Source organism: Chryseobacterium artocarpi, assembly GCF_001684975.1.
GTDB classification, from domain to species: Bacteria; Bacteroidota; Bacteroidia; order Flavobacteriales; family Weeksellaceae; genus Chryseobacterium; species Chryseobacterium artocarpi.
On record NZ_MAYH01000012.1, the window covers coordinates 289,874 to 316,804 of the forward strand.

The window sequence follows — 26,931 nt, forward strand, 5'->3', positions numbered from 1 at the left end:
TTAGAAAATTATATGTATTTAATTTTTGACACAGAAACAACCGGCTTACCAAAAAATTTCAACGCCCCGCTTTCAGATTCTGATAACTGGCCAAGAATGGTGCAGATTGCATGGCAGGTGCATGATGATGATGGTAATTTAATTGAGAATCAAGACTATATAATAAAGCCTGAAGGGTATGATATTCCCTTTAATGCGGCAAGGATTCATGGGATTACGACAAAGATAGCGAATGAAGAAGGTCGTGATCTTCAGGAGATTTTAGAAGAATTTTCTAAAGTTCTTGATAAGGTAAGAGTGGTTTCAGGACACAATGTAGAATTTGATTACAATATTGTAGGAGCCGAATTCTACAGAAAAAATATAAAGGATAATTTACAGGAAAAACCTAAGGCTGATACCATGATCTTAGGAACAGACTTCTGTCAATTAGGAGGTGGTAGAGGAGGAAGATTCAAGCCGCCAAAGCTTGAAGAACTTTACGAAAAATTATACGGAAATAAATTTGATGAAGCCCATAATGCTGCAGCCGATGTAAATGCAACGGCGAGAGCTTTCTTTGAAATGGTGAGAATAGGAGTGGTTCCTGCTGATGTACTGAAGATTTCAGAAGATCAGTTAAGCTATTTTAGAAGCCTTTATCCAGATCCTATAAAGCCTTTTAATATTGTTATCAGAAGGCAGGTTGCGGATTTTCATAATAAGAAAAAGCAACAGGATTTTGGAAGTATTGATGAGATTGATCTGGGTAAATACTTCAATTTTAACAACCATAGTGTTTTTTCTACTTTGATGGCAACATCAAGCATTAATGACCTGATTAAAAAAGCTTCTGAGGAAAATTTTCCCGCTGTCGGAATGGTGGATCTGGGAAATATGATGGGAGCTTTTAAGTTTGTATCTGCAATAGAAGGAGCGAATGGAGATCGTGCGAAAAAACATAAAGAATATTTAGCTAAAAAACAGGAAGCAGAAGAAAACGGAACTGAATTCAATGAACCAGAACCCGTTTCTGAACCTTTGATCCCTGTTGTTGGCTGTGAATTTTATATCTCAGATCGTTACGAGCAAAAGCAGTTTACCAAGGATGATCCGGATAGAAGAACTCAGGTTGTGCTCTTGGCAAAGGATTTTAACGGCTATAAAAACTTGGCAAAACTCTCTAGTATAGGTTTCCTTAAAGGTTTTTACTTTGGAGTTCCAAGGATAAGCCGTGAACTGATTGCTGAATATAAAGAAGGGCTTATTGCCCTGACATCAGGGATTCTTGGAGATATTCCGGATGCGGTTCTTAATACCGGGGAACAAAAAGGAGAGGAGCTTTTCAAATGGTGGAAAGATACTTTTGAGGATGATTTCTATGTACAGCTTCAAAACCACAAACTTCCTGAAGAAGAGCATTTAAATGAAGTTTTACTATATTTTGCTGATAAGTATAATGTTAAAATATTAGCTCAGAACGAAACCTTTTATACCAATAAAGACGACTCGAATATTCAGGATATTGTAAGTTGTATTAAAGACGGTGAAAAACTGTCGACTCCTGTAGGAAAGGGATTTGGTAAGAGACGAGGACTTTCAACCGGAGAATATTATATTAAAAATTCTGATGAAATAAAAGAAGCATTTTTGGCGTATCCTGATGCTTTTGAGGCTTATGAAGAATTCTTTGCAAAGTTTAAACCTTATACATTAAAAAGAGATGTACTTCTTCCGAAGTTTGATATTCCTGAAGAGTTTATTCATGCAGAAGATGAGGTAGACGGAGGAAAACGTGGGGAGATGGCTTATCTTACCTACCTTACCTATGAAGGAGCAAAGAAAAGATATGGTATTGATGGAATTACAGATGAAATTAAAGAACGTCTTGATTTCGAGCTTGAAGTAATCGCCAATACCGGATATCCAGGGTACTTCCTTATTGTACAGGATTTCTGTAATGAAGCCCGTAATATGGGTGTTTGGGTAGGTCCTGGAAGGGGATCTGCTGCTGGATCTGCAGTGGCTTATTGTATTGGAATTACCAATGTAGACCCTATTAAATATGATCTCCTTTTTGAGAGATTTCTGAATCCGGAAAGGGTTTCGATGCCCGATATTGATATTGACTTTGATGACGAAGGAAGAGATAAAATCATCAAATGGGTAGTAGAGAAATATGGAAAAACTCAGGTGGCACAGATTATTACTTATTCGGTGTTGGGTGGGAAATCTGCCATTAAAGATGCCGGAAGAGTATTGGATGTTCCTATTCCTGATACTAATAATATTGCCAAGCTGATTCCTCCAAGTCCGGGGATGAATATTGCAAAAGCTTTAGCTAAATACGACAAATTAAAACCGGAAGAACAGATGCTCGTTGATGAAATGAGATATGTTCTTGAAAGTCCTGATGATGCTCGTCACGGAGTACTTGCGAGTGCAAAAAAGATGGAAGGCTGTATCAGAAATACCGGAATTCATGCCTGTGGTGTTATCATTACCCCAGAAGATGTAAGTAATCTTGTTCCGGTAACAATCGCTGCAAAAGATGCTGATATTTTAGTATCACAGTTTGATAACTCAGTGGCGGAAAGTGCTGGTCTTCTAAAAATGGACTTTCTTGGGCTTAGGACTTTGACCATTATTAAAGATGCATTGAAACTTGTAAAGGCAAGATATGATATAGACATTGATCCGGACCTTATTCCACTGGATGATACCAAAACTTATCAGCTGTTTAAAGAAGGACGAACTGTCGGGATCTTCCAGTATGAAAGTCCCGGGATGCAAAAATATATGAGGGAGCTGAAGCCTACGGTTTTTGCTGACCTTATTGCCATGAACGCATTGTATAGACCTGGTCCTATTAAATATATTCCAAACTTTATTAATAGAAAGCACGGAATTGAAGAAATCGTTTACGACTTACCTGAAACTGAGGAATACTTAAAGGAAACTTACGGAATTACCGTATATCAGGAGCAGGTAATGCTTTTATCACAAAAGCTGGCAAACTTTACCAAAGGTGAAGCTGATACCTTGAGAAAGGCAATGGGTAAGAAGCAAATCGACGTTCTTAATAAAATGTACCCTAAATTCATTGAAGGCGGAAGAAAAAACAACCTGAATGAGGAAAGGCTGGAAAAAATCTGGAATGACTGGAAAGCCTTTGCGGAATATGCCTTCAATAAGTCTCACTCAACGTGTTATGCTTTCATTGCTTATCAGACAGCTTATTTAAAAGCAAATTACCCTGCCGAATATATGGCGAGTGTAATGAGTAACAACATTAACAATACAGATTCAATTACCATGTTCATGGAAGATTGTAAAAGTATGGGAGTGGATGTTTTAGGACCGGATGTAAATGAATCTCAATACAAATTCTCTGTAAACGAAAAAGGACAGATCCGTTTTGGTTTAGGAGCGATTAAAGGAATTGGTGAAGGACCAAGTGAGGCTATTACAAGAGAAAGAGCAAATGGAAGATTTAAAAATATTTACGATTTTTTTGAAAGGATTTTACCATCTCAGATGAACAAAAGAGTCGCAGAAAGTTTAGTGCTTGCGGGAGCTTTTGATGAATTGGATGCTTTCCACAGAGGTCAGTACTTTGATATTGATATGGCGGGAAGAACAAATCTTGAAAGACTGATCAGATATGGGCAGAGTTTCCAGGAAAGTAAAAATGAGATGGAACATTCTTTATTTGCAGATTTTGCTGACGAAGTTCAGATTGAGCAGCCGAAATTACCTCCTTGCCCTGAATGGCCAAACATGCATAAGCTTAATAAAGAAAAAGAAATCATCGGATTCTATTTATCAGCCCATCCACTTGATGAATTTAAATATCAGTTCCAGTTTATGCAGGGAAGACTTTCTAAGAAGAATGTATTAGAGAAAGAGGAGGAAGAAAAAACAGTCACGGATGAAGCTCCTGTTCTGGAACAGGATTCCCAGGATGAAACTACTGATATTACAGAGATTGTTTCTGATGATATTGTTGCAGGAGAAGAAGAAGTGATTGAAGAAACTACAAAAAAAGCTGAGCCAAAAGGTACTTTCGGATTTTTGAACCTGGATGAGGTAGATGCTTATAAAGAGCAGGCTTTTGCCAATAAGCCGGACGAATTATTTGAAGAAAAAAAGAAAGACTGGAAAACACTTCAGAAAGAAAGAGAAAATGGCGGCGGTGGGAAAGAATACACTGTGGCGGGTCTGATTACGGAATATAGAGTTCAGGATGGTTTCAGAAGTGGTGAGAAAGTCGCTTTTGTTACGTTGGAAGACTATTCAGGTTCTTATTCTTTCAGATTGGGAGACAGAGATTATATGAGGCTGAAGGAAAAGCTGGAAGTGCAAAGGTTTGTCATTTTCAAAATCAAATTTGCACAAGTAAAAGACGGACGAGTTTTTGTGAATGTGAATGATGTGATTGAACTTCAGGAGGCATTTGAAAGATTTGCAAAAAGCATTTCTCTTGTCATGGATGTGATGGATGTAAGACCTGAGGATCTGGATTTCTTCAGAACTGTTCTTGATCGAAATAAAGGGAATCAGAAATTGAAATTCTTTATTAAAAACATTGAAGATGACTCTCATATTGAAGTACAGTCTATGAAACATTCGGTTGACTTGAATGGTGATTTAATTAAGGAAATTCAGTTGCTCAATAAGTATGAATTCTATTTAAATTAAAAAATAAAATATATACATTTTAAAAAGTGGCAGTTTGTCACTTTTTTTTGTTTAGTTTTTTGAATAGGTAGGGTTTTGTTTTTAATTGTAATGTATTGTTTGTTAGTATTTTGTGTTAGCTTGTTTTTGTTTTGTTTAAAATGTTTTAAATTTAAATATATGTTTAATTTTATTTAAAAATAATTTAATTTTTCAATATTTTAATTAATAAATTTTAATAATTTATGATATTGTATTAAATATTTTATACTTTTATCGCCCTAACTATTATTATTACTATTTATGAAAAAAATTCTACTGATGTGTTTGATGTCCCTCGGAGTAGGAGCTTCGGCACAAATTCAGGTCAATGACGGCTTTGAGGGTAGTAGTGCACTTCCTTTAGGATGGAGCTATTCTGCATTACCTTCTTCTGCTTCGCAAAACGCTTCCATCGGAATGTGGACAAATGGTACAGCGTGTACCGGGAGCAATATGGTATACAGAAATATCTACTCCGGTGTTACGGCTCAAAATGTCATTTATTCTACAACTCATTCCAATGGTTTGGCTCTTGATTACTCTTTTCAGTATGCTGCAAAAGGGTTTGGGACGTCCGGAGCTATTAAGGGAGGAGTTTCAGCAGAGTATTCGATTGATGGCGGAACAACCTGGGTGCCATTAATGACTCCTGTGGTTCTTAATAATCCAAATTCATCTCCGGTTCCATGTGCCACTGTTTCAGGGACACTTCCCGCAGGAGCTGTTCCGGCTGGAGCTAATTTTAAATTTAAACTTACTGGAAGTTATACGTCCCCGGCAGATTTTTATATAGGTTTTGATGAGGTGGAATTAAATCAGCCTGTTGTAGATGTTCCAGGTTGTACAACATTGACGGCTCCAGCAAATGCTGCTACCGGTGCTTCCAGAACACCGGTGCTTAAATGGAATGCTGCGGCAGGAGCATCTTCATATAATATTAACGTAGGAACTACACCTGGTGGAAATGATGTAATTAATAACCTGAATGTCGGAAATATTCTTACTTACACAATTCCTACGGCAAATCCTTTGAATTATTCAACGACTTATTATGTGAAAATTATTCCTACAAATAGCTTTGGAAATGCTACGGCATGTACAGAAACCAGTTTTACTACATTAGCTATAGGTTGTCCTAGTGTTTCTTTACCTGAAAGCAATGCCACCAATATAGGAGTTACTCCGACTATAAGCTGGACTGCCGTTTCAGGTGCTACAGGATATCGATTGACGGTAGGAACTACTGCTGGTGGTACTGAGGTTCTTAATAACGTCGACTTAGGTAATGTATTGACATATACTTTCCCTTCGAATTTAAATTATAATACAACTTATCATTATACGGTAAATTCATATCAAGGATCGAATAGTACTTCTGCATCATGTACGGTGAGAAAATTTAAAACAAAATATGCCCCACCAGCTAATGATGATTGTGCGAATGCTATTCCTTTAGGAGTAAATTCCGATATGAGCAGCTGTACGATTAAAGGAACAGGAAATACACTTGGAGGGACGCTCTCTTTAGAAGCGCCAACGTGTTCAGGGTTTAGTGATGCAGATGATGATGTATGGTATAGTTTTGTGGCTACCGGAGCAGCGCATACGGTTACTTTATCTAATATAGTATCAACGGGAGCTAGTTCTACAACAGATATGTACTTTCAGGTATTGAGTGGTACTTGTGGAAACTTTACCAATTTAATTTGTAATGATCCTAATAGTGCTACTATTTCAGGATTAACTCCTGGGCAGACTTACTATGTAAGGGTTTATACCTATGATTCAGGAGCGGATTATACAGCGAGTTTTGATATTTGTATTGGAACATTACCTGCTGCACCTGCAAATAATGAATGTTCTACTGCTGTTCCTTTGACGGTAAGTGCTACTTCATTATGTACAAATTCAGTAGCAGGAACTACATTAGGTGCTACCGATTCAGGAGTGGCAATTGCTCCTTGTACAGGAACTGCGGACGATGATGTTTGGTATTCATTTGTGGCAACTTCTGCGTCTCATGTGGTTGCTTTAACAGATGTGGTATCGGTAGGAACCACTAGTTCTACAAGTTTATATTTACAGGTATTAAGTGGTGCTTGTGGTGCAATGACAAGTGTTTTATGTGATACTAGTTATGGTTCACCAGCTGTGTTGACAGGTCTGACTGCCGGAAATACTTATTATGTAAGAGTTTATAATTCCAGTACAGGTCCTGGAAATGCTAATACGTTCAATATTTGTGTGACAACTCCGGTAGCACCGTCTAATGATGACTGTGCAGGTGCTATTGCTCTAACAGTAAACCCAACCACCAACTGTGCAGTGGTAACTGCGGGGACTACTCATAGTGCTACCAATTCAAATGTGGCAGTATCTCCATGTACAGGAACTGCAGATGATGATGTGTGGTATACTTTTACAGCTACAAATCCTTCTCATATTATTACATTATCTAATATTGTTTCTACGGGAAGCAGTTCATCTACCAGCTTATATATGCAGGTGATGAGTGGTGCATGTGGAACATTAACCAGTGTTAAATGTTCAACAGTATCTGTAACTATGGTTGAAGGGCTTACAGTAGGGCAGACTTATTATATTAGATTATATAATTCAAATGGTTCAGGATATTCAAATAGCTTTAATATTTGCGTAGGAACGCCACCTCCGCCACCAGCCAATGATGATTGTGCAAATGCGATACCTTTAACGGTAAATCCCAATTTAACATGTACAACGGTGACTGCCGGAACTACAACAAGTGCAACGAATTCTAATGTGCCAACAGGTTCATGTTCCGGAACTCCTGATGATGATGTATGGTATACTTTTACAGCTACGGGGGCTTCACATGTAGTTAAGTTATCAGATATCGTTTCTACAGGGATTAATTCTTCTACAAGTTTATATTTACAGGTATTTAGCGGGGTTTGCGGAACAATGACAAGTCTTAAATGTTCTACTTCAGGTACAGCTACGGTTGAAGGGCTAACAGCTGGACAGACTTATTATATAAGGGTTTATAATTCGAATGGCTCAGGATATTCGAATAACTTTAAGATCTGTGTAGGAACAACACCTCCGCCGCCTGTTAATGACGATTGTGTGGGTGCTATAGCTTTGACACCTGGTGCGAATTTTAATGCCAATGCAATTATAGCAACCAATATATCTGCTAGTACCAATGGGACTTCTTCATGTGTAACGACAGCATCTAACAATGTAAATAATGTCTGGTTCACTGTTGTTGTGCCGCCATCAGGAAGCGTTACAGTTGAGACTGGTGCCGCGCCAGGTTCATCATTCAATGATTCTATTATGGAAGTGTATAGCGGAACTTGTGGCTCATTTACTTCTTTGGGTTGTAATGATGATATTGTTACCACAACTAATATTTTCTCTAAAGTTTCTGTTACAGGACAGACTCCTGGTTCAGTAATCTATGTGAGTGTTTGGAGGTATGGATCAAAACCGGATGGTGATTTTAAGATCTCCGCTTACGATGCATCATTGGCAACTTCTGAAACTTCAGTAGTTAAAAACGAGATCAAAGTTTATCCAAATCCATTTATTGATGTTCTGAATATTTCAGATATATCCAAAATACAGTCCGTTTCCGTTGTAGACCTTGCGGGAAGATTAGTGAAAACTATTAATACACCGTCATCTGTTCTTCAATTGGGAGACTTGAAACAAGGAATGTATCTGATCATATTAAATATGAAAGATGGTTCCAGACAGGTGATAAAATCAATTAAGAAATAAACCTTTCAATATAGTTATTTGAAGCGACAACTTAATGGTTGTCGCTTTTTTTTAATTTTTTTTTAATGTTGTATTAAAAATATTATTAAATTGGTAATCTAATAACTCCTTAAAAAATTATATATGAAGAAAATCTTACTTTTGTGCTTACTTACCGTAAGTATGATCCTTAATGCTCAAATTACCCTAGGTGAAGGAAGCACAGACACCGGAGTTGCACCGGTAAATACATACTATGGGTACTCCTATACCCAACAGATTTTTACAAAACAGGAAATCAATGCTAATGCAGCAGGAAACATTACGGGACTTAAGTTTTACATAGGACCTAATGAAAATATTGATGATTCTGATGAATGGACTGTTTATCTTGGACATACTGGGGTTACCAATTTTGCATCCACTACCAGTTGGGTTCCTCTTAGTGAATTAACAGAAGTATACTCAGGAACAGTAACTAACGAAAATGGAGTGGTAGAGGTAGTGTTTACAACACCCTTTCCTTATAATAACACCCAGAATTTAGTAGTTGCAATAGATGAAAATGCTCCGGGTTATGACGGTAATAATATATTCCATGTATTTGGAGCAAGCTCAACTCAATACAAGACAATTGCTTACAGAAATGATGATACCAATCCGGATCCAGCAACGCCTCCAACCGGAAGCCTTATAGATTATAGATCTGTTGTTACTTTTACAGGACTTACTCCAAGTTCAATACCTTTATGTACTACAATAAATTATCCTGCGAATAATTCAAATGCAGTACCTGCTTTACCTGAAATTAAATGGTCTTCAATGTCTGGAGCTACAGGTTATAAAGTATCAATAGGAACAACACCAGGCGGAACAGATGTTGTCAATCAACAATTAGTATCAACGACAACCTTTACTCCAACAGCACCGCTTGCACTTAATACTACTTATTATTTAAGAGTAATTTCAGTAGGGACCGGAGGAGATGCTTCAGGCTGTACTGAATTCAAATTTAAAACTGTACCTCCTCAGCCGGCAAATGATGAATGTATCGGTGCTGTCAATCTAACGGTGAATCCTGATATGAATTGTGCGAGCTCAGTCGCAGGGTCTACACTTTCCGCAACGGATTCAGGTTTAGATCCAGATCCTTGCTATGGTAATGCTGATGATGATGTGTGGTACAAATTTACTGCTACGCAAACTTCTCATATTGTATCACTTATGAATGTTACTTCTGCGGGGAGCGAGAATAGTACCTCTCTTAATTTTCAGATTTTAAGTGGTGGTTGTGATGGTTTGTCAAGCCTCGTGTGTGGTGATAGTGGATCTGCGGTGGCTTCAAATCTTACAGTAGGTGAAACTTATTATGTAAGAGTTTACAGTTATTTTGGTGACGGATATGCCCAAAATTTTAATATATGTGTTGGAACATTGCCACCACCGCCTACAAATGATGATTGTACGAGTGCAGTAACGTTAACTGTTAATCCAGACATGAATTGCGGAGCTAAAACATCCGGACATACATTAGGGGCAACAGATTCAGGCATAGACGCTGCTCCTTGCTTTGGTGGAGCAGATGATGATGTATGGTATAAATTTACAGCAGCTGCAACTTCGCATTTTATTTCATTAAGCAATTTAGTTTCTATTGGACAAGAATATAGTTATGGTGCTGCATTCCAAGTGTTTAGTGGTGATTGTGCCGGTTTAGCAAATGTAGATTGTGTACCATCCTATGAAGGTTCAAAATTAATTTCTGGTCTTACAGTAGGAGAAACATACTATGTAAGAGTATTTACCCAGTACTCTGACGAAGCTCAAAGTTTTGATATCTGTATTGGAACAATACCTCCAGCTCCTGCAAATGATGATTGTGCAAGTGCTTTGGTGGCATCCACATTCCCTTATACTTATATTCAATCTGATGCAGCGGGAGCAACTAACAACAACGGATTCATTACAGCTTGTGCTAACGATGGAATGAATGATGGAACATGGTTTACTTTTACAGGCGATGGTTCTACTTATGATATTGCGATATCAATGCCGGCAGATAGTTATTTCGATGCTAAAATTGGAGTGTTTTCAGGTAGCTGCGATAACCTTACTTGTGTAGGAAGTGCTGATGATGGTTCTTTGGCAGAAGGAGAAGCTATATCAGTTTCAACAGTTGCTGGAACCGTGTATTATGTAAATGTAGGTGGATATGCTGATGATGAAGATCAGATCGAAGGAACGTTTACAATTACGATTAACAAAGAAACGCTGGGAACTTCAGAAACCTCTAAAGTTAAAAAAGAAATAAAAGTTTATCCAAATCCATTCACTGAAGTATTGAATATTTCAAAAGTAGAAGATGTGAAATCTATTTATATTGTGGATGTTTCCGGAAGAATGGTAAAAACAATTGACAAACCTTCTTCATCTCTTTACTTAGCAGACTTAAAACAAGGAATGTATATTGTAGTATTGAATATGAAAGACGGGTCTAAACAAACCGTAAAAACAATTAAAAAATAATTAGTAATTCATAAAAGGCGGATCAACGATCCGCCTTTTTGTATTTTATGAATTTTAGTTTTTGAGTAATTATTTAAAAAAGATGATCAGAGAATTCCGATCATCTTTTTTATTCCGATTAATATCTATCACTTATCACTCAATGTCTGTAAATGATTATTTATCCGGTACAGGCTGTATATCACCTGTATTCATCAGATCAAAAACAGTAGGGAAGAACATGACAAGAATAAAGTAAATGATAATCATCAGTACAATCAGTCCGAAGAGAATAATAACTAGACCATTCGGTTTGTTTTTCTTTTTTGGTTCCATGATTTTGTGGTATTTGGTGAATAGATTAAACTAATACAAAATATTAAGCTAATTTCTTGCCACATTGTTTACAATATCTCGCATCATCATCAATATCTTCGTTGCCACAGCGGTCACAAATCTTTTCCAGATTCTGTCTTTTATTCCTCATTTCAGCCGTTACAATCCCTGTAGGAACAGCAATGATAGAATAACCGGCAAGCATGAGAATAACAGCGAAAAATTTCCCCATCGGAGTAATAGGAGAGACATCTCCATATCCCACAGTGGTTACTGTAACTACAGCCCAGTAAATAGACTGTGGAATCGTTTCAAACCCCTGTCTTCCTCCTTCCACCATAAACATTAAAGAACCTACAATGACAGAGAAAATGATTAAAAATAAAAGGAATATATAGATCTTTCTTGAACTGTTTTTTAGTGCTCTTACAATAAGATAACCGTCATTCATGAAGTCCAGCAAATTAAAGATTCTAAAAATCCTCAACATCCTCAACATTCTGAAAATCAAAAAGTACTTTGTAATAGGAAAGAAAAAACTAAGAAAAAAAGGTACAAGAGAAAGGAAATCTATGATTCCGAAAAAACTGAAGATGTAGTTTCTCTTATTTTTTACTACCGCAATTCGCATAGAGTACTCAGCAGTGAAGAAGATGGAAATTACCCATTCTAAAATAAGAAAGGTAGTATGGAACCTCTTGTCCAATAATGGTACACTTTCCATCATGATAATGGCGGTACTTGCAAGAATTAAGGATAATAATATGATATCGAAGAGCTTTCCGAGCCTCGTATCAGAGCGGTAAATGATGCGGTAAAGGAATCTTTGCCAAAGTTTGTCTTCAGGAACAAGGTTATGTTCTCTTTCCATTTAAATTAAGTTATTTCACAGCGAAGTTAATAATTTTAATGAAGTATAGCCCAAATACTTGACTGTTAAAAGAAAGCTTAAAATGTTAAAAGTTTTTCTTTCATTAAAATGGGAGTTATTACATTTAAAAGTCATGGTTTTCAGTGAGTTAGATTATTTAATTTACGCATAAAAAATGACAAATAAAAATTTATTTTTTAACATAATTTTAAATAGAGTTTGTAATTTTATTCTACAAAAAGTACGATCATGAGAAAATTATTAACCACGTTTATTCCGATTTTGGTATATAGTCTTTCATATGCTCAGGTTGGGATCAATACCACATCTCCAAATGGAGCTACAATATTAGATGTTGTATCCAATCAAAAAGGTATTCTTATTCCCCGTCTTACCGATACAGATAGAGATACCTACCTTGCTGATAATGATGTTTTAACAGTACCCCCTGCAGGTGTTGTTAATGCTAGCCTTACTGCAGGGACCCTTATTTTTAATACGACAACCAACAACTTCCAGTATTGGGACGGTACCCTCTGGAGACAGCTTTTTGTTCCCACATCCTCTCAGGCTGGTAATGACGGTGTCGTTAAAGTGAATTCTGGAAACGCAAATGCAAAACCTTCTCTCAATTTAGTTGCTTCAGGAAATACATATGGTCCAAGGCAACAAATTCTCTACGCAACACCATTAATATTTGCGGCAAGCCCTACCACAAGTTGGCCCGAAACAACTGTTCCCTTTCCTGGCGTCACTGCAAACATATATGATGGGGCATCCGGTAAATGGCGAGAAAATGAGATCTCAGGGCAAGTACATGTGTGGAGACTCATTGCCAATGTTACTCCTGGATCCAATTCTTCAGGATCAGTAAAAGCTACATTTTTAAATCCTGATTCAGGTTTTGAGATAAATTCTATTCAGCTTCTTCCGAGCGGATCAAGTGGCTCAGGAAAACTTCTTACATTTTATTTCTATACCATTGCAGATCCAGCAAGCTTAGCACCAGGAAGAGGATATCAGCTTTTTGTGGAATCAGATACAGGTTGTAACGTCACTGTAGAGTCATTTACAAGAGTATCACTTTTTAAAGACTAAGAAAATTTTTTATGATTAAGATGAAATGAAGTCGGTCCGTAAGGTCCGGCTTTTTTATTAACAGATAAGTTTTCATGAATCCTGTTAAATTTAATATCTTCGCCATAACTGTAAAATATAGAGTAAATGAAGCTAAGAACTGTAATTTCAAAAATAGAAGAGGAGATCAGTATCAGACAAGCAGAAGATTTTGATAATGTAGGATTGTTGTGTGGTGTTCCAGACCGTGAAGTATCAGGAATTCTGGTGTGTCATGATGCTCTGGAAAATGTGGTAGAAGAAGCTATTGACAAAAACCTCAATCTGATTGTATGTTTTCATCCTATTATATTTTCCGGATTGAAATCTTTAACCGGAAAGAATTATGTAGAAAGAGCAGTATTGAAAGCTATTGAAAATAAAATTGCGATTTATGCCATTCACACAGCTTTTGATAATGATTTTTTTGGAGTAAACCACGGAATATGCAGCCAATTGGGACTAAAGAATAGGAAAATTCTTCAGCCAAAAGAGAATAACTTAAAACAACTGACTGTTTTTGTTCCTAGAGATTATTCGGAAAAAGTAAAAGAAGCGATGTTTTCTGCAGGAGCTGGAAGCATAGGTTTTTATGATGAATGTAGCTTTACAGTCAATGGAAATGGTACTTTCAGACCTATTGAAGGTTCAAATCCATTTTCAGGACAGCAAAATATTCGGGAAAATGCAGATGAAGATATGATTTCCGTAATTTTTGAAACCCCTAAAGAAGGACAGATCATTGGAGCCATGAAAACGGCTCATCCCTATGAAGAAGTCGCTTACCAGGTATATAGTCTTGATAACAAGAATCATCATGCCGGATTGGGAATGTACGGTGAATTGGAAGAGGAAATGGAAGAACAGGATTTCCTGAAATTTGTAAAAGAAAAGTTTGGTTTGGAAATTATTAAACACTCAGCTTTTACTAATAAAAAGATTAAAAGAGTAGGGGTTCTTGGAGGTTCAGGAGCAAGCGGAATAAGATCTGCAGTTGCAAAGAAATGTGATGTTTACCTTACTGGAGATCTTAAATATCATGATTATTTCCTTGCGGAGTCTAAAATGCTGATCTGTGATATAGGACATTATGAATCAGAACAATTTGTAAGTCAACAATTATTTGAAATTTTATCACAAAAATTTAGTACATTTGCAATTTCAAAATCTATTGAAAAAACAAACCCAGTAAATTATTTCATTTAAATATGGCAAAAACCAACGATATTTCAGTTGAAGAAAAATTAAGAGCTTTATACGATTTACAGATCATTGATTCAAGATTGGATGAAATCCGAAATACTAGAGGAGAATTGCCAATTGAAGTTGAAGATCTTGAAATCGAGATTGAAGGTCTTGAAAAGAGAGCTGAAAAATTTCATGCAGATATCAAAGATCAGGATGATCAGATCAAAACAAAGCATGAAGTTATTAACCATGCAAAAACTTTAATTGAGAAATACAAATCTCAGCAGGATAATGTAAGAAACAATAAAGAGTTTGAAGCATTAGGAAAAGAAATGGAATTCCAGGATCTGGAAATTCAGCTTGCTGAAAAAAGAATTAAAGAATTCGGAGCTAAAATTGCTCACAAAAACGAAACTTTAAGTGAGTTGAATGCAAAGATCAGCGATCTAAAGAGCCACTTGAAATTCAAGAAAGAAGAATTAGAAGGTCTTATCTCTGAAACTCAAAAAGAAGAAGAATATTTATTAGAGCAATCTAAAGAATTCGCTGGTAAAATCGATGAGAGATTATTAGCTTCTTATAACAGAATCAGAACAAACTCTATCAATGGTCTTGCTGTAGTAGGATTAGAAAGAGGAGCTCCAAAAGGATCTTTCTTCACAATTCCACCACAAAAGCAAATGGAAATCGCTCAGAGAAAGAAAATCATCATTGATGAGCACTCTGGGAAAATCCTTGTTGACGACGAGTTAGTAATGGAAGAAAACGAAAAAATGAAATCTGTAATTAAATTTTAATTATTGATTTTTAACAATACAAAAGCTGTTTCATTTTGAAACAGCTTTTTTGTTTTGTTGAAACACGAATATCGCAATATCCGCGCAATTAAAACAATTTATTCAGCAACCTCTTTGTCATTCCATAGAAATCTCTACGTATCAGAATAAAAATGCGGGGCTGGATTCCTACGGAATGACTAAAAAAAAATCTGTGTCATCAGCAAAATCCGCGAGAGGAATAAAAGTTCAATAGAAACGGGCTTTAGCCCGTTTTTACAATAGAATATAAAATTCCATTGGCTTTAGCCAAAACCTAAATGAAACGGTAAATAAACCCATAAAAAAACCGCTTCAAAACGAAGCGGTTCATATTATTTAGTCATGATGATCATACATCTTATTATAAAGGGCAATAAACTTCTCTTTTACAGCCTTTCTCTTCAGTTTCAGTGTAGGAGTCAGAAGTCCTGTTTCAATGCTCCAAACCTCAGGAGTTAATTCAATTTTTTTAATTTTCTCCCAGTTTCCAAGGTGTTCATTGATGCCGTCCATTTCCTTTTCGATTCTTTGCTTAAGTTCAGGGCTGTTAGCAATTTCCGCAGGTGTGGAACCTATGTTGAGGTTGTTTCTCATTGCCCAGCTTTTTGCAAATTCAAAATCAGGTTGCACCAGAGCGCAAGGCATTTTCTCACCGTCACCTACTACCATGATCTGTTCAATGAACTTAGATGCTTTCGCTAAGTTTTCAATGGTTTGTGGAGCGATATATTTACCACCGGATGTCTTGAACATTTCTTTTTTACGATCAGTGATCTGTAAGAAACCATCACTATCGATATGACCAATATCTCCCGTCTTAAAGAAACCATCTTCTGTAAATGCCTCCTTAGTCATTTCCTCATTCTGGAAATACCCTTTGAAAACAGATGGACCTTTAACGGTAATTTCACCATCCTCCTGAATTTTAACCTGTAAATTATCTAATGGGATACCTACAGTTCCTACTCTCATTTTTTCAAAGCTGTTTACGGAGATTACCGGAGATGTTTCCGTTAAACCATATCCTTCTAAAATTGGAATTCCGGCATTCTGAAACATTAAATTAAGCCTTGTAGAAAGGGCTGCAGATCCTGATACCAATGTGATAATTTCACCACCTAAACCTTCTCTCCATTTTGAGAATACCAATTTGTCTGCAATTATTTCCTGGATTCCTGATGGTTTTGAGATCGTTTTCTTTTTGGTGATTAAATTGAGCGCCCAGAAGAATATTTTTGATTTTAAACCTCCTGCTGAAGAACCTGTATTATAAATTTTATCATATACCTTTTCTACCAATCTTGGAACCACGGTCATATAATGAGGTTTCACCTCTTTTACATTTTCTCCCATCTTTTCGATACTTTCAGCGAAGTAAAGAGAGAAACCGTTATATTGATAAAGATAGAAAAGCATTCTCTCAAAGATATGACAGATAGGAAGGAAGCTTAATGCTCTTGTTTCCTTATAATCCATGCTTTTTTTCTTTGGAATTCTTGGGATAGCTCCTAATACGTTGGAAACAATATTATTGTGAGTAAGCATTACTCCTTTAGGTCTTCCTGTAGTTCCGGAGGTATAGATAATGGTAGCAAGGTCTTCTGTATTGATTGCATTGGAAAGGTCTTCTACTTCAATTTGAGTAGATTCATCCTCTCCAAGATCAAGAATTTCACTCCAGTTGGCTGCTCCGCTTATTTTATCGAAGGTAAAAATTCCTTGTAGACTAGGAATATTATGCTTCACCTTCATCACTTTATTTAGAAGTTCTTTGTCTGAAACAAAACAATACTGTATTTCTGCATTATTGAAGATAAATTCATAATCCTCAGGAGAAATACTTGGGTAAACAGGCACTGAAACAACTCCGATCTGTGAAAGTCCGAAATCCATAATTGCCCATTCTGTACGGGAATTGGTTGTGATCAAAGCGATTTTGTCACCAGGTTTTATACCTAGCTTCAATAATCCTCTGGATATCTTATTTCCCTCATTAATAAACTCCTGTGTAGAAGTTTTTTTCCATTCACCCTGGTACTTTGTTACAAACATATCCGTTTTAGGATATTTTTCTAAAGCATAGTGCGGAATATCGAATAATCTCTTGATCGTCATGATTTTTTAAATAATTTATAAAGAAATTTAAATATAAGCATTTTTTTTAATTGTAGACATTTGAATCTAATAATTAGAAATAAGTTGAATGTCTACCATAACAAATTCTGTGCAAAAGTGCTCTGGGAGCCATAAAAGCGGATTTTAAAGAGCTTACAGTATAAGATACAATCTCTTACCCATTAATTGTGGTTATAAATAATCAAACATCATTTTATAAGTCAGTAATATCACAAAATCTTACATCCCGGACCTCGCATCCTGAATCTCTTCCATCTCCCTTTCCATCAGTCTTTTCACGCTATCTAATTTATTCTTTCAGATTTGCTTAAAAAGTGTAAATTTACGGCTATCTAATTATTTTTTTTTATGGACTTTAATTTATCGGAAGAACAGCTGATGATTCAGCAAGCGGCAAGAGATTTTGCACAAAACGAACTATTACCTGGAGTTATTGAAAGAGACCGTGACCAGAAATTCCCTATTGAGCAGGTGAAGAAAATGGGTGAAATGGGACTTTTAGGTATGATGGTTGACCCAAAATACGGAGGAGCAGGTATGGACAGCGTTTCTTACGTACTGGCAATGGAGGAGATTGCAAAAGTAGATGCATCTGCTGCGGTTGTAATGTCTGTAAACAACTCATTGGTTTGTGCAGGTCTTGAAAAGTTTGCTTCAGAAGAACAAAAAGTAAAATATCTTACTCCACTGGCAAGCGGACAGGTAATCGGAGCATTTGCTTTATCTGAGCCAGAAGCTGGTTCTGATGCAACTTCTCAGAAAACAACTGCTGAAGATAAAGGTGATTACTATCTTTTAAATGGGATCAAAAACTGGATCACGAATGGTGGAACTGCTTCTTACTATATCGTAATTGCACAGACAGATCCAGAGAAAAAACATAAAGGAATCAACGCTTTCATCGTAGAAAGAGGATGGGAAGGTTTCGAAATCGGACCAAAAGAAGATAAATTGGGAATCAGAGGAAGTGATACTCACTCTTTGATCTTCAACAATGTAAAAGTTCCAAAAGAAAACAGAATTGGTGCTGACGGGTTTGGTTTCAATTTTGCAATGGCTGTATTGAACGGAGGAAGAATCGGTATTGCTTCTCAGGCTTTAGGGATCGCTTCAGGTGCTTACGAATTGGCTTTAAAATATGCTAAGACAAGAAAAGCATTCAAAACTGAGATTATCAACCACCAGGCTATCGCGTTCAAATTAGCGGATATGGCAACTCAGATTACAGCAGCAAGAATGTTATGTTTCAAAGCAGCATGTGAGAAAGATGCAGGAAAAGATATCTCTGAAAGCGGAGCTATGGCAAAATTATATTCTTCTCAGGTTGCAATGGATACAACTATTGAAGCTGTACAGATTCACGGTGGATACGGATACGTTAAAGAATACCACGTAGAAAGATTAATGAGAGATGCAAAAATCACTCAGATCTACGAAGGAACTTCTGAAATCCAGAAAATCGTGATCTCAAGAAGCATCGCAAAATAAAAATTAACAAAACACACTACTTATGAAAAAATCTTTGTGGATTACCCTCGGTGTCGTACTGCTATTGTTAGGAGTATTTGTATGGTATAAGTACTTCTTCGTTTTCGGAGAAGGCGTAAAATCCGGATACCTGAACTATGCCATGAAAAAAGGCTATATCTTCAAAACCTATGAAGGTAAACTGATCCAGGAAGGATTTGGAAAAGGTAAAACAGGAACAATTACAAGCTATGAGTTTGAATTTTCTGTTGATGATCCTGAAGTTTTCAAGCAATTGGAAACAAACAGTGGTAAAACCTTTGATCTCCATTACAAAGAATACAATGGTGCGCTTCCGTGGAGAGGAAACACAAAGTTTGTCGTAGACAAAGTAGTGAACATGAAATAATTTGAAAGACTTCCGTTTTGGAGGTCTTTCTTCTTTTTAGGAGCTTTTTCCCGCTATCCACTTATACTCCTCGCGCCAAGCTGTGCCCAATCCGTGCTGTGGGGTAACCGTTAATATCGGGGCTATTTTTATGAGTAATGAGTAATGAATGATGAATGATGAATGATATTGCTGTTAAGTATCATTATTTACTTTATTATATTAATCGAAGAGTTTTTGCATCATAACTCTTGTATTTCTCTCCAATTTTGTCATCCTGTAAGGATCCCATCTCATACATTTTAAAAAGATAAGTAGGACCAATGTTGTTATTAATCATCGGCTATCCATCCACATATCAATATAAATAGGGGGGGGCTTTAGCCGTCCAAATCAATCAGCCACCCAAAAATCCATCGGCTTTAGCCAAAACCTAAAAATTAAAACACAAATCCCACAAATAATTTCACAAATATCACAACTGTGTCATGGCGAGTATATTGAAGCAATCTCACCTATAATCAAAGAAAGAGAATCTATGGTTTAAAATAAATACTTTCCATATTTAAAATCAAAAAATCCACCCCTAAGGATGGACTTTAAAATCTATTGAAAATACTTATTTAGGAATGTTGTTGCTTTTCTTTTTATAAAAATAATATCCGGCACCACCAATCAGGAATATAGGCCATAATGGAAGAAGGAAAAGGAAAATGGAAGTAATAACATCCCATCCTGATTCAATGGCGGCTAATGATTTTCCTCCAAAGGTTTTAGGCTCTTTTTCAATGTCAGTTTTATCGGTGATATTGATGTCGATGCTGCAGATCGTATTGTCAACATAATTACGTCCTGTAACCTGGATGTCTTTGGTTTCAATATCTCCGATATTACTGTTTAAGGCTTCTATTAATCCATCAAAATGCTGAATTGGTACTTTGATGTTCAAACTATAAACTTTTTGGTTTTCATCCTGTTGATTGGCCGATTCAATATAAGATTGGTTTTCACTTTTAACATATCCGTTATTTTTGATAGCTTCTTCTCTGATGATTTCTTTTACCGTTTCTGCATTATCCGCTTTTATCACAAAATAACCGGTTTTCACCATTTTGTCTTTAGGTACATTCAGTTCATAGTTGTCGTTTTTAGGCTTTTCTTTGTAAATAACCTTTGTTTCTTTAATAACTTTGGGGGCAGGAACATTGACAACAATTTTTTCAGACTTCTGGGCTGTGGAATCTTTTTTCTCGATTTTTGATTCCAGTTTTGTAGAAGCAATTTTTTCAGATAAAGAATCTACCATTTTGGAAGTATTTTCTATTTTATCCTGAATGTCATTTTTAGCACCCTCAATATCTTTTATTCTGATACTTGCAGAATCAAGTGCCTGGTTTGCTGTTTTGGTGGCATTATCAATAGCATCTGATGCAACAGAAGCTGTACTGTCTATACTATTAGCAGCTTCCTCCAGTTTGGAAACTCCACCTTTCTGGCTACACGCAATAAAAGCGCCAGATATCGTAACTAGTAATATGAATTTTTTCATAATATTATTTTTTGATGAAGTAAAATTAGTGATGAAGGTTCTGAAGCACTTGTAAATGAAATGTATTCTAATCGTAAAATTGTAACTGTAATATTATCAGTGGTTTGTATCTGTTTTACAAAAGATTTACAAAATGTTTTTTATGCTAAATGTTAGATTTTGAACATTCCAACAGTGGGAAGTATTACAATTGAAGATGTGATAATTTCCCTCCTCCGGACAGGTGGTAAAAATTCAAAGAATTTTTGCGGGGGTGGTAATAAAAAAATCCGCAGAAAAACTTCTGCGGATCTATCTTTTAGCAATTTTGCTTTTAATTAGTTCTCTCTGAATTCACTAATAAAGTGAAGTTTCACATTCGGGAATTTCTCCTGTGTCATGTGAATCGTAAAAGATGAATCAGCTAAGAATACCAACTGATTGTATTTATCTCTGGCAAGGAATCGCTGCTTTAATCTTGCAAACTCTTTAAACTCTTCAGATTTCTCATCTGCTTCTACCCAACAAGCTTTGTGCATTGAAAGAGGCTCGTAAGTACATTTTGCACCATATTCATGCTCTAAACGATACTGGATAACCTCATATTGAAGTGCACCTACAGTTCCGATGATCTTTCTTCCGTTCATTTCCAAAGTAAATAACTGGGCAACTCCTTCATCCATCAACTGATCAATACCTTTTGCCAATTGCTTAGCTTTAAGCGGATCGCTGTTGTTGATATAACGGAAATGCTCAGGAGAGAAGCTTGGAATTCCTTTGAAGCTTAGCTTTTCACCACCAGTCAAAGTATCACCAATTCTGAAACTTCCTGTATCGTGAAGACCCACAATATCACCAGGGAAACTTTCTTCTACCACCTCTTTTTTATCAGCAAAGAAAGCATTCGGAGAAGAGAACTTCATTTTTTTACCCTCTCTTACCAATAGATAGTTTTCGTTTCTTCTGAATGTTCCGGAAACAATTTTTACGAAAGCCAATCTGTCTCTATGCTTAGGATCCATATTGGCGTGGATCTTAAATACAAATCCTGTGAAAGTACTTTCTTCAGGTTTTACTAAACGGGTATCACTTTCTTTAGGCTGTGGCATTGGAGCAATGTCGATGAAAGCATCCAATAATTCACGAACACCAAAATTATTCAATGCAGAACCGAAGAAAACCGGCTGAAGATCACCTTTCATATAATCTTCACGATTAAATTCAGGATAAACTGATTGAATTAAGTCTAATTCTTCTCTTAAAGTTGTTGCTGCTTTTTCACCAATAACATCATCTATTGAAGTATCATTAATATCATCAAACTTAATGGAATCTCCAACTTTTTGTTTTTTCTCTTCTAAGAATAACTGAATATTGTTTTCCCAGATATTATAAATTCCCTGGAAGTCGCTTCCCATCCCAATTGGTAAAGAAAGCGGACAAACTGTTAATCCTAATTTCTGTTCTACTTCATCCAAAAGATCGAAGGCATCTTTACCCTCACGGTCAAGTTTGTTGATGAATACCAACATAGGAATGTTTCTCATTCTACAAACCTGAACCAGTTTTTCAGTTTGTTCCTCAACCCCTTTTGCAACGTCAATTACAACAATTACTGAATCTACAGCTGTTAAAGTTCTGTAAGTATCTTCAGCAAAGTCCTTGTGACCTGGTGTATCGAGGATATTTATTTTATGGTCTCTATATTCAAAAGCCAATACGGAAGTTGCTACGGAGATCCCTCTCTGTCTTTCAATTTCCATAAAGTCGGAGGTAGCTCCTTTTTTTATCTTATTGGATTTTACCGCACCCGCTTCCTGGATAGCACCCCCGAAAAGAAGCAGCTTTTCCGTAAGAGTCGTTTTACCGGCATCCGGGTGGGAAATGATCCCGAAGGTCTTTCTTTTTTGTATTTCTTTGATTAAGTCTGACATATCGTATTTTGAAGTTGCAAAAATCGTGATTTTTTATGAGGTTTTCAAATTTAAATGAAGAGAATCTTAATTGCACGGGTAGAGGCTGATAATAACAGGTTTTTGAGCGAAAAAGGGCAGGAAAGAGATGTCAAATTATAAATACGACATTTTTTACTTATAATATTATTGTAGAAATAAAACCAAAGCATATACAGCCCCAAAGAAAACAATTATAAAGCCACCTATGATGAGCGCGGCTCCGATAGTATTGGGCTTTATATTCTTAGTTTCAGGAGTCAGGTAATATCTTTCCAGAGTTGAAGGATGGATTTTTAGATCCGGGCGGAAAGTCTGTATTCCCAGGAGAAAATGCCTGTGAAGCTCGTATCTGTTCTTAATCATGAAATAATCAAAATACAAATCAATAACGTCTTCTTCTATTGTTCCCATTTCATTTTTTGTATGCGTAACAATCGTTGTTTTTGTCAGTTTTGCATTATCTCTGTGATGCACATCTGAATAAGAACCCTGTCGGGAAGGCTGAAGATTGGAATATAAAACTTCTTTAACGATTTCTTCTTTGCAATTATAAATAGAAATCCCTTTTTCATTCACAATAACTCTGTGAAAGAACTTCTTTCTTGGAAAAATCAGAGTGTATATCAGAAAAAAACAACATACACTAAGAGCAAAAAAAATCAATACATTAAAAAATAAATCGGAGGTTTTGTTGACAAAATACTTTTTTATACCATAATCAAAAAGATCATACATTATATAAAATACCAGATAAGCAACCATCAGTACGACCAGCCAGATAAGCCCCATCAGAAGATAAGTAAGAGGCTTGTTTACTTTAGATTCTAAAATCTGAAATTTTTCTGTCATTTAGTTTCCAGTTTTATATAAAAATAATAAGCGGGTAATTCCTAGAATGATTCCTACGACAATAAATACTGCCAGTAGTAAAAGCCAGCCTCCTTTTGATACTCCTTTGTCGTTTACTTTCCAGGTATTGGGATCAATCGAAAAACTTTTCAATGCCATTGGATCTATTGTTAAGTCTGGACGGAAAATTGCGATTCCCTGCATGAAATGAGCATATAAAGCAGATTTATTCTTTACGGAATAAAGAGGTAGATTCATGTCAATTCGTTTTTTAGTAATATCTTTTTGTTCCGGTTGTAAAGTTATTTCAAGCAGTGGAACAATACCGGAACCTACCGGAGTTACCGTATAAATATCAAAATCTTGATTTGAAGTATGAAGTTCTTTATATAAGATCTTGTCAACGATTTCATTTTTTGAATTATAAAAAAGAATTCCTGTGGAATCTATAACGATCTTGCTTGCTGTTTTTCTTCTTCGGATAATATAATATCGGACAGCAGGAATTAAAATCAGAAGCGAAACAGCCCAGCATGTCAATGCGATTGAAAGCATATATTTAAATCCTTTATTATAAATTCCATAAACGGGACCTAAGATAAAAAGCGTGAAAAAAGCACCTATGAGGAGAAAGAAAGCAAGTCTCAGTAATCCTGTCGCCCACCAGTTGATGGTAGACTCTATTCGTGGAAACTTTAATTCTTCTTTCTTCATTGCTTTGGTGATTCATGGATAAGGCTACTAAAATAAGAATTTCATTTTTCATTTTAGTTGTCTGTAGCATTCAAAAAAATTATCTTTGTTTCTATAAAATTTTACAGAGTATCAAGAATGGAAAATAGCAGGTATCCGAAGTTTACTTTCACATGGTTGGGCGCAGTTGCTTTGGTCGCTGGCTTATTTGCAGGAACAATGGGTGTTTCTTTATTCAGTACCTTTTGGAAAGTAGCCTTCAAGGAAAACCTGGAGCTTAAAGATTGGTTTCTGATGGTAGCAAACTCAGCCGGATTTCTTACAGCGATCGCTTTTTTTGATTTCTTCATTGTAAGACCTACAACAAAGATGAAACTGAATTTCAACTTTTCATCAGTTAATTTTTACACATATCTTCTGATCTTCCCTATGATGGCAGGGATGATGCTCATCTCAGAATTTATAACCTCTCTGATTCCTACAACAGGAGCCTTTTTTGGAGAATTTTATGAATATTTTACCCAATTGATGAGTCAATTGACAGATGATCCGGTGATTATGCTGATCATGACGGTGGTCATGGCTTCTATTTTTGAAGAGATTATCTTCAGAGGAATTATTCAGAAAGGTTTGATTAATAAAGGCGTAAAGCCATGGAAAGCTATTTTATATGCTTCCATTATTTTTGGAATCGTCCACGGAAATCCATGGCAGTTCATCAGTGCCGTGATGTTGGGATGTGTTTTAGGGGTGGTATATTATAAAACAAAATCTTTGCTGATGCCGATGCTTTTGCATGGATTTAATAACCTGACTCTTTCATTACTGGTGCTTTACGGTAAAAATGAAAGTTTCGCAAAATTTTTTAATGTTTCAGAATGGCTGATACTCGCCGTAGGACTTGTACTTTTCTCTTTATTCTACTATCTGTTTATGAAGAAATATAAAGTACATTATTCTGAAATTTAATAGAATTATAGCTAAAAAGTAAAATTGGAAAATGAATATAGACATGGAATTATTGGTAGCAACACACAACGAGCATAAAAAAGAAGAAATCCAACAGATTTTAGGAACTGAATGTACTGTAAAAAGTCTTACAGATTACAATATTCACGAAGAAATCATTGAAGACGGAGATTCTTTTCATGCTAATGCTTTAATCAAGGCAAAATACTGCTTTGAAAAGACAGGAGTTCCAAGTTTAGGAGATGACAGCGGTCTGGTAGTGGAATCTTTGGATGGAAGACCAGGAATTTTCTCTGCACGTTATGCGGGCGACCATGATTTTGCTAAGAATATCGAAAAGGTATTGGAAGAAATGACAGGAATAGAAAACAGAAAAGCTTACTTCGTTACCGTTTTATGTTATTATGATGAAAACGGAGCTCAGTATTTCGAGGGAAGAGTTCACGGAAATCTATTGACTGAAAATAAAGGATTCAAAGGATTCGGTTATGATCCTATCTTCGTTCCTGAAGGATACGACAGAACCTTTGCAGAAATGGATCCGGAAGATAAAAATAAAATCAGCCACCGTAAGCAGGCATTGGATCTGTTCATGGACTTTTTAAAAGTTGCTGAATAATTAAGAAGATAAATGCAAAACCATATCTCTGTTTTGGAGGAGTGGTTTTGTATGCTTTTCCTTTTAAATTTAAAGGTAAAATATACGTTTTCAATTTTCTGTCGTACATTTGTTATACTAAACTATTGATTTGAGTACTTATTTAACAATACTAGGTTTTAACTCGGCGATTCCTACCATCAACTCTTCACCAACGGCTCAGCTGCTGGAAATGGAAGAAAGGCACTTTCTGATAGATTGTGGAGAAGGTACACAGGTACAGCTGAGAAAAGCAAAAGCCAGATTTTCAAAAATCAACCATATTTTTATCTCTCACCTTCACGGAGACCACTGTTTTGGGCTTCCGGGGCTTATTGCTTCATTCCGTCTGTTGGGAAGAGAAAATCCACTGCATGTTTACGGTCCAAAAGGAATTAAAAAGATGCTGGAAACCATTTTTCAGATCACGGAAACGCATCGTGGTTTTGAAGTGGTATATCATGAATTGGACAAAGATTATTCTGAAAAAATCTATGAAGACAATAGAGTAGAAGTTCATACTATTCCTTTGGATCACAGGATTTACTGTAATGGTTACCTTTTTAAGGAAAAACCAAAAGACAGACATCTTAATATGAAGGAGATTGCAAAATACAGTGAAATTGAGAGTTGTGATTATCATAATATAAAAGCAGGAAAAGACTTTGTGTTAAGCGATGGTTATGTTCTAAAAAATGAAATTCTGACCGTAAATCCTGCTCCGTCTGTATCTTATGCTTTCTGTAGTGATACAAGATACCTTGAATCTGTGATTCCGATCATTAAAAATGCGACGGTTCTCTATCATGAGTCTACATTTTTACATGATTTAAAAGAAATGGCGGATTACACAGGACATACGACTGCATTGGAGGCAGCAACGATTGCACAAAAAGCTCAGGTCGGTAAGCTGATTCTTGGGCATTTCTCTAACAGATATGCAGATCTGACAGTATTTACGGATGAAGCCAGAAATATCTTTCCAAATTCATTCTTACCAAAAGCATTGGAAAGTGTAAAAATTTAA

The 26,931-nt window shown here is 36.1% G+C and carries 18 protein-coding genes; 11 read left to right on the forward strand and 7 right to left on the reverse strand.

Annotation, left to right across the window (positions count from 1 at the left end):
• Window positions 1-12 precede the first annotated feature (12 nt).
• From dnaE to BBI01_RS05875, 3 genes are all read left to right on the forward strand, one after another.
• Window positions 13-4,680 (forward strand): DNA polymerase III subunit alpha, encoded by a 4,668-nt coding sequence (dnaE, locus tag BBI01_RS05865; protein WP_065393743.1) that lies wholly within the window; start codon window positions 13-15, stop codon window positions 4,678-4,680.
• A gap of 282 nt (window positions 4,681-4,962) precedes the next feature.
• Entirely contained in the window at window positions 4,963-8,469 is a 3,507-nt protein-coding gene (locus tag BBI01_RS05870; protein ID WP_083190021.1) for a T9SS type A sorting domain-containing protein, read from the forward strand.
• Between the two features lie 123 nt (window positions 8,470-8,592).
• Entirely contained in the window at window positions 8,593-10,974 is a 2,382-nt protein-coding gene (locus tag BBI01_RS05875) for a T9SS type A sorting domain-containing protein (RefSeq protein ID WP_083190022.1), read from the forward strand.
• Window positions 10,975-11,130: 156 nt separating this feature from the next.
• On the opposite strand, the gene BBI01_RS22745 is transcribed toward BBI01_RS05875, so the two are convergent.
• Window positions 11,131-11,289, reverse strand: a complete 159-nt coding sequence (locus BBI01_RS22745; protein ID WP_165602225.1) for a hypothetical protein — start codon at window positions 11,287-11,289, stop codon at window positions 11,131-11,133.
• A gap of 43 nt (window positions 11,290-11,332) precedes the next feature.
• Window positions 11,333-12,160 carry an ion transporter gene (locus tag BBI01_RS05880; RefSeq protein ID WP_065393746.1) on the reverse strand — a complete coding sequence of 276 codons (828 nt, stop codon included), beginning with the start codon at window positions 12,158-12,160 and terminating at the stop codon, window positions 11,333-11,335.
• A 249-nt stretch (window positions 12,161-12,409) separates the two neighbouring features.
• Here BBI01_RS05880 and BBI01_RS05885 point away from each other — a divergent pair, with 249 nt between their 5' ends.
• The 3 genes from BBI01_RS05885 to BBI01_RS05895 all read left to right on the forward strand — a co-directional run bounded on the left by BBI01_RS05885 (window position 12,410) and on the right by BBI01_RS05895 (window position 15,261).
• On the forward strand, window positions 12,410-13,258 hold the full coding sequence (locus tag BBI01_RS05885; protein WP_065393747.1) for a phage tail-like protein: 849 nt from the start codon (window positions 12,410-12,412) through the stop codon (window positions 13,256-13,258).
• Between the two features lie 126 nt (window positions 13,259-13,384).
• The gene (locus tag BBI01_RS05890; protein ID WP_065393748.1) at window positions 13,385-14,482 is read left to right on the forward strand and encodes a Nif3-like dinuclear metal center hexameric protein; all 1,098 of its coding nucleotides are present in this window, start codon (window positions 13,385-13,387) and stop codon (window positions 14,480-14,482) included.
• A gap of 2 nt (window positions 14,483-14,484) precedes the next feature.
• Entirely contained in the window at window positions 14,485-15,261 is a 777-nt protein-coding gene (locus tag BBI01_RS05895) for a zinc ribbon domain-containing protein (protein ID WP_065393749.1), read from the forward strand.
• Window positions 15,262-15,618: 357 nt separating this feature from the next.
• Here the strand turns inward: BBI01_RS05895 and BBI01_RS05900 are convergent, their stop codons facing one another.
• Window positions 15,619-17,397, reverse strand: coding sequence for an AMP-dependent synthetase/ligase (locus tag BBI01_RS05900; RefSeq protein ID WP_065393750.1), 1,779 nt, complete (start codon window positions 17,395-17,397; stop codon window positions 15,619-15,621).
• Window positions 17,398-17,766: 369 nt separating this feature from the next.
• On the opposite strand from BBI01_RS05900, the gene BBI01_RS05905 reads away from it, so the two are divergent.
• Both BBI01_RS05905 and BBI01_RS05910 read left to right on the forward strand, forming a co-directional pair.
• Window positions 17,767-18,906: an acyl-CoA dehydrogenase gene (locus tag BBI01_RS05905; protein WP_065393751.1), complete on the forward strand. Its 1,140-nt coding sequence runs from the start codon at window positions 17,767-17,769 to the stop codon at window positions 18,904-18,906.
• 22 nt (window positions 18,907-18,928) lie between these two features.
• Window positions 18,929-19,294: a hypothetical protein gene (locus BBI01_RS05910; RefSeq protein WP_050021455.1), complete on the forward strand. Its 366-nt coding sequence runs from the start codon at window positions 18,929-18,931 to the stop codon at window positions 19,292-19,294.
• A gap of 598 nt (window positions 19,295-19,892) precedes the next feature.
• Here the strand turns inward: BBI01_RS05910 and BBI01_RS05915 are convergent.
• The 4 genes from BBI01_RS05915 to BBI01_RS05930 all read right to left on the reverse strand — a co-directional run bounded on the left by BBI01_RS05915 (window position 19,893) and on the right by BBI01_RS05930 (window position 24,319).
• Entirely contained in the window at window positions 19,893-20,822 is a 930-nt protein-coding gene (locus tag BBI01_RS05915) for a DUF4349 domain-containing protein (RefSeq protein WP_065393752.1), read from the reverse strand.
• 317 nt (window positions 20,823-21,139) lie between these two features.
• On the reverse strand, window positions 21,140-22,735 hold the full coding sequence (locus BBI01_RS05920; protein ID WP_065393753.1) for a peptide chain release factor 3: 1,596 nt from the start codon (window positions 22,733-22,735) through the stop codon (window positions 21,140-21,142).
• Window positions 22,736-22,900: 165 nt separating this feature from the next.
• Complete coding sequence (locus BBI01_RS05925) at window positions 22,901-23,605, reverse strand: hypothetical protein (protein WP_065393754.1); 705 nt, start codon at window positions 23,603-23,605, stop codon at window positions 22,901-22,903.
• Complete coding sequence (locus BBI01_RS05930) at window positions 23,606-24,319, reverse strand: hypothetical protein (protein ID WP_065393755.1); 714 nt, start codon at window positions 24,317-24,319, stop codon at window positions 23,606-23,608. It abuts the gene before it with no gap.
• A 117-nt stretch (window positions 24,320-24,436) separates the two neighbouring features.
• Between BBI01_RS05930 and BBI01_RS05935 the strand changes: the two genes are divergently transcribed.
• The 3 genes from BBI01_RS05935 (at window position 24,437) to BBI01_RS05945 (ending at window position 26,931) form a co-directional block, all read left to right on the forward strand.
• A complete protein-coding gene (locus tag BBI01_RS05935; protein ID WP_065394136.1) occupies window positions 24,437-25,267 on the forward strand; it encodes a CPBP family intramembrane glutamic endopeptidase in 831 nt (276 codons plus the stop codon).
• Window positions 25,268-25,298: 31 nt separating this feature from the next.
• Complete coding sequence (gene rdgB, locus BBI01_RS05940; protein ID WP_438830670.1) at window positions 25,299-25,886, forward strand: RdgB/HAM1 family non-canonical purine NTP pyrophosphatase; 588 nt, start codon at window positions 25,299-25,301, stop codon at window positions 25,884-25,886.
• Between the two features lie 130 nt (window positions 25,887-26,016).
• Window positions 26,017-26,931 carry a ribonuclease Z gene (locus tag BBI01_RS05945; protein WP_065393756.1) on the forward strand — a complete coding sequence of 305 codons (915 nt, stop codon included), beginning with the start codon at window positions 26,017-26,019 and terminating at the stop codon, window positions 26,929-26,931.

Bases quoted from the DNA above. Each gene is read 5' to 3' on its own strand.
- BBI01_RS05905 (WP_065393751.1), top strand. From the start codon at position 17,767: ATGGACTTTAATTTATCGGAAGAACAGCTGATGATTCAGCAAGCGGCA.
- BBI01_RS05935 (WP_065394136.1), top strand. From the start codon at position 24,437: ATGGAAAATAGCAGGTATCCGAAGTTTACTTTCACATGGTTGGGCGCA.
- BBI01_RS05930 (WP_065393755.1), bottom strand. From the start codon at position 24,319: ATGAAGAAAGAAGAATTAAAGTTTCCACGAATAGAGTCTACCATCAAC.
- BBI01_RS05885 (WP_065393747.1), top strand. From the start codon at position 12,410: ATGAGAAAATTATTAACCACGTTTATTCCGATTTTGGTATATAGTCTT.
- BBI01_RS05880 (WP_065393746.1), bottom strand. From the start codon at position 12,160: ATGGAAAGAGAACATAACCTTGTTCCTGAAGACAAACTTTGGCAAAGA.
- BBI01_RS05890 (WP_065393748.1), top strand. From the start codon at position 13,385: ATGAAGCTAAGAACTGTAATTTCAAAAATAGAAGAGGAGATCAGTATC.
- BBI01_RS05925 (WP_065393754.1), bottom strand. From the start codon at position 23,605: ATGACAGAAAAATTTCAGATTTTAGAATCTAAAGTAAACAAGCCTCTT.
- BBI01_RS05875 (WP_083190022.1), top strand. From the start codon at position 8,593: ATGAAGAAAATCTTACTTTTGTGCTTACTTACCGTAAGTATGATCCTT.
- BBI01_RS05920 (WP_065393753.1), bottom strand. From the start codon at position 22,735: ATGTCAGACTTAATCAAAGAAATACAAAAAAGAAAGACCTTCGGGATC.
- BBI01_RS05870 (WP_083190021.1), top strand. From the start codon at position 4,963: ATGAAAAAAATTCTACTGATGTGTTTGATGTCCCTCGGAGTAGGAGCT.
- BBI01_RS22745 (WP_165602225.1), bottom strand. From the start codon at position 11,289: ATGGAACCAAAAAAGAAAAACAAACCGAATGGTCTAGTTATTATTCTC.
- BBI01_RS05895 (WP_065393749.1), top strand. From the start codon at position 14,485: ATGGCAAAAACCAACGATATTTCAGTTGAAGAAAAATTAAGAGCTTTA.
- BBI01_RS05915 (WP_065393752.1), bottom strand. From the start codon at position 20,822: ATGAAAAAATTCATATTACTAGTTACGATATCTGGCGCTTTTATTGCG.
- dnaE (WP_065393743.1), top strand. From the start codon at position 13: ATGTATTTAATTTTTGACACAGAAACAACCGGCTTACCAAAAAATTTC.
- rdgB (WP_438830670.1), top strand. From the start codon at position 25,299: ATGAATATAGACATGGAATTATTGGTAGCAACACACAACGAGCATAAA.
- BBI01_RS05910 (WP_050021455.1), top strand. From the start codon at position 18,929: ATGAAAAAATCTTTGTGGATTACCCTCGGTGTCGTACTGCTATTGTTA.
- BBI01_RS05900 (WP_065393750.1), bottom strand. From the start codon at position 17,397: ATGACGATCAAGAGATTATTCGATATTCCGCACTATGCTTTAGAAAAA.